Here is a 2,344-nt window from a genome sequence, read left to right as displayed (position 1 = left end):
GTTGATGGTGAAACAAAGAATATAGAACTTTTAGGCAAGTTGAAAATTAAGGAATTATGGGTTTTTGCAGTGAATCAGGAGCAATTTGATAATATTATGACGCATGTTAATCCTGAATTACTATATGTTTATAAAATGAGAGTAGAAAATTTATCGATTCTACAGATGGGGAAGTATATTTGTGTTGGAATACTAAAAATACTGATTTGTGGAATTTTATTTATAATAAAAATCTTACTTATCTATTAATAGAAGACTTCTCGAAATTAGAAGATTTAACACCAATAAAAGATGGAGGAAACTTAGGAGGTCTTTATTTAGGAGGCGGGATAACAAAAGCACTTAATGTAAAAACGTTGGAGCCAATTGGTGACTTAGTACGATTAAATGAGCTAACTTTAATGAATATTAAAGTTCAAGATCATTCTTTAGAGCCATTAATGAATTTGAAAAGGCTTAAGAAATTGAATATATCTAACCAATTCCCTATGGAAGAATACGCTAAATTATCGGTGGTATTACAGAATACAGAATGTGAATTTTTTAAACCATATGTACGCATGGAGTCCACAGAAGGAAAAGATATAATGATGACTGGTAGAAAAAGACCTTGCCTTAATTCGAAGAAAGATGTAGAAAAAATAAGAAAATATGAGCAGAAATTTAAAAAAGTGCAAGAAGAATTTAGAAATAAAATCAAATGAATTTTGTAACTAAATGAAAATATATAAAGTGAAATATTTAACAGGAAAAAGACAAATTAGAAAAGAAACATGGGTTTGTCGAAGAAATACACTATAAATTGGTCTGAAGGAGATTTATAATGTTAGAAACAATTCATGAAAAACAGGAACGAGAAAAACAGGACATAGCAACGCTAACTGCTTTGAAGAACGCAGGATCTAATTTAGCAAAGGTACATTACCTAGAACATTATTTTTTAGTAGATACTATAGAAATTGCAGAACAAATTGCAGAGGTACTACATGTAAAAGGTTATGATATTTATGAACCATCTGAACAACTTTCAGAAGATGGGTTACGTTACTATGTATTTATAGTGGGGAAAAATTGTATACCAACAAAAGAAAAGGTTTGGGAAGAAACAAAACATATGGCGGAGTTAGCGATTTTATATAGTGGAACATGTACTAGTTATGATGGCTGGGAAACACAAGTAATAGAATAAGTTCGGTGGTAAGTTTTGAAAAAAGCATAAACAGAACAATGTTTAGGTAATAGCTAGTAATTGTTGAAGTTCATTGTACATTGAAAAGGCGGAGTCTCTCGGAAGGCTTCGCCTTTGTTTATATAAGATATAAATTAGTCTTATTATTCTACCACTACGATGCACGTGGCGATGTAGTAGCGATGACAGATCAAAATGGACAAGTGGTAGCAAACTATGAATATGATGCTTAGGGAAATGTCCTAAAGGGCGACGCAAAAGGAATAGCAGCAGACAATCCATTTGGATATGCGGGATACATGTATGATAAAGAAATTGGTATGTATTACTTGATTGCGAGATACTATAATCCAGAGCATGGTGTGTTCTTATCGGTGGATCCTGATCTAGGTGATGAGGATAATTCAGTTACAATGAATGGGTATACGTATGCGGATAATAATCCAGTTATGATGGTAGACCCAGATGATCATTCAGCGTGGTTTGTTCCAAGTAGCTAAGTTTGCTGTAAAGCAGCCATTAAAGTACAAATATAAGAAAACAGTAGCAGGTTAAATCACCGAATATACTTAAATATGCCATAAATCAATCAATTGGTCGTAATAGTGTAGGAGTATCATCTAAGGTGATTTTAAATGCTGTTAAAACTGGCGAAAAAGTGCGGTAGAACTAAATATACTAGTAAACAGGCTGTAGTAGTTTTAAATAAAAAAGGTAAAGTAATTACAACTTTTGCTAAAGGTTCAAAATACATAAGGAAAGGAAAAAATAAGGTTGTTTAAATTAAATAAAGAGATGCACATTTTATTGAAACAGACATTAGAATCACAAAATAAACATTTACTATGGTTAAATGTTTATGAAGACTTAAGTATGATAGAAACTGAAAAAATAAATAAATTGAGAGATATTATAGCAGATGAATTAATGGAGAAAGGTTTTGATGAACGAGACAATATAAACAATTTGGGAAGAGCATTAGAAGAGCTAATTGATATCTTAGGAAATTTAATACCTTAGAAAATGTTAAGCTGTATTGCAAAGTTTTTAGCAGATGGAAAGTTCCGTTAATTACAGAATGAAAGATTATATAACTTTTAACAATGCGCTTAATACGAGCGTAGCTATGATTAGAGAGTTTTGCATGTGTAAAAT

4 protein-coding genes and 3 pseudogenes are annotated in these 2,344 nt (G+C 31.3%); 6 read left to right on the top strand and 1 reads right to left on the bottom strand.

Going from position 1 to position 2,344, the window contains the following annotated elements; all coding sequences use genetic code 11:
* The 3 genes and pseudogenes from ABWK52_RS28875 to ABWK52_RS28865 form a co-directional block, all read left to right on the top strand.
* Window positions 1-249, top strand: a pseudogene (locus tag ABWK52_RS28875) (hypothetical protein); the annotation flags it as partial.
* Window positions 180-704 carry a hypothetical protein gene (locus ABWK52_RS28870; RefSeq protein ID WP_353772351.1) on the top strand — a complete coding sequence of 175 codons (525 nt, stop codon included), beginning with the start codon at window positions 180-182 and terminating at the stop codon, window positions 702-704. The pseudogene ABWK52_RS28875 and the gene ABWK52_RS28870, both read left to right, overlap by 70 nt.
* 119 nt (window positions 705-823) lie before the next feature.
* The gene (locus ABWK52_RS28865) at window positions 824-1,189 is read left to right on the top strand and encodes a ribonuclease E inhibitor RraB (RefSeq protein WP_097796482.1); all 366 of its coding nucleotides are present in this window, start codon (window positions 824-826) and stop codon (window positions 1,187-1,189) included.
* 42 nt (window positions 1,190-1,231) lie between these two features.
* On the opposite strand, the pseudogene ABWK52_RS29895 reads toward ABWK52_RS28865, so the two are convergent.
* A pseudogene (locus tag ABWK52_RS29895) lies at window positions 1,232-1,324 on the bottom strand (IS6 family transposase); the annotation flags it as partial.
* Window positions 1,325-1,332: 8 nt separating this feature from the next.
* Here ABWK52_RS29895 and ABWK52_RS28860 point away from each other — a divergent pair.
* The 3 genes and pseudogenes from ABWK52_RS28860 to ABWK52_RS28850 form a co-directional block, all read left to right on the top strand.
* Window positions 1,333-1,671 (top strand): annotated as a pseudogene (locus ABWK52_RS28860) (RHS repeat-associated core domain-containing protein); the annotation flags it as partial.
* 153 nt (window positions 1,672-1,824) lie between these two features.
* Entirely contained in the window at window positions 1,825-1,971 is a 147-nt protein-coding gene (locus tag ABWK52_RS28855; protein WP_170950852.1) for a hypothetical protein, read from the top strand.
* Complete coding sequence (locus ABWK52_RS28850) at window positions 1,964-2,209, top strand: hypothetical protein (RefSeq protein ID WP_097796483.1); 246 nt, start codon at window positions 1,964-1,966, stop codon at window positions 2,207-2,209. Before ABWK52_RS28855 ends, ABWK52_RS28850 begins: the two co-directional genes overlap by 8 nt.
* Window positions 2,210-2,344 lie beyond the last annotated feature (135 nt).

This window comes from Bacillus sp. AP50 (assembly GCF_040492675.1).
GTDB classification, from domain to species: domain Bacteria; phylum Bacillota; class Bacilli; order Bacillales; family Bacillaceae_G; genus Bacillus_A; species Bacillus_A cereus.
This window is presented reverse-complemented; position numbering and strand designations above follow the sequence as displayed.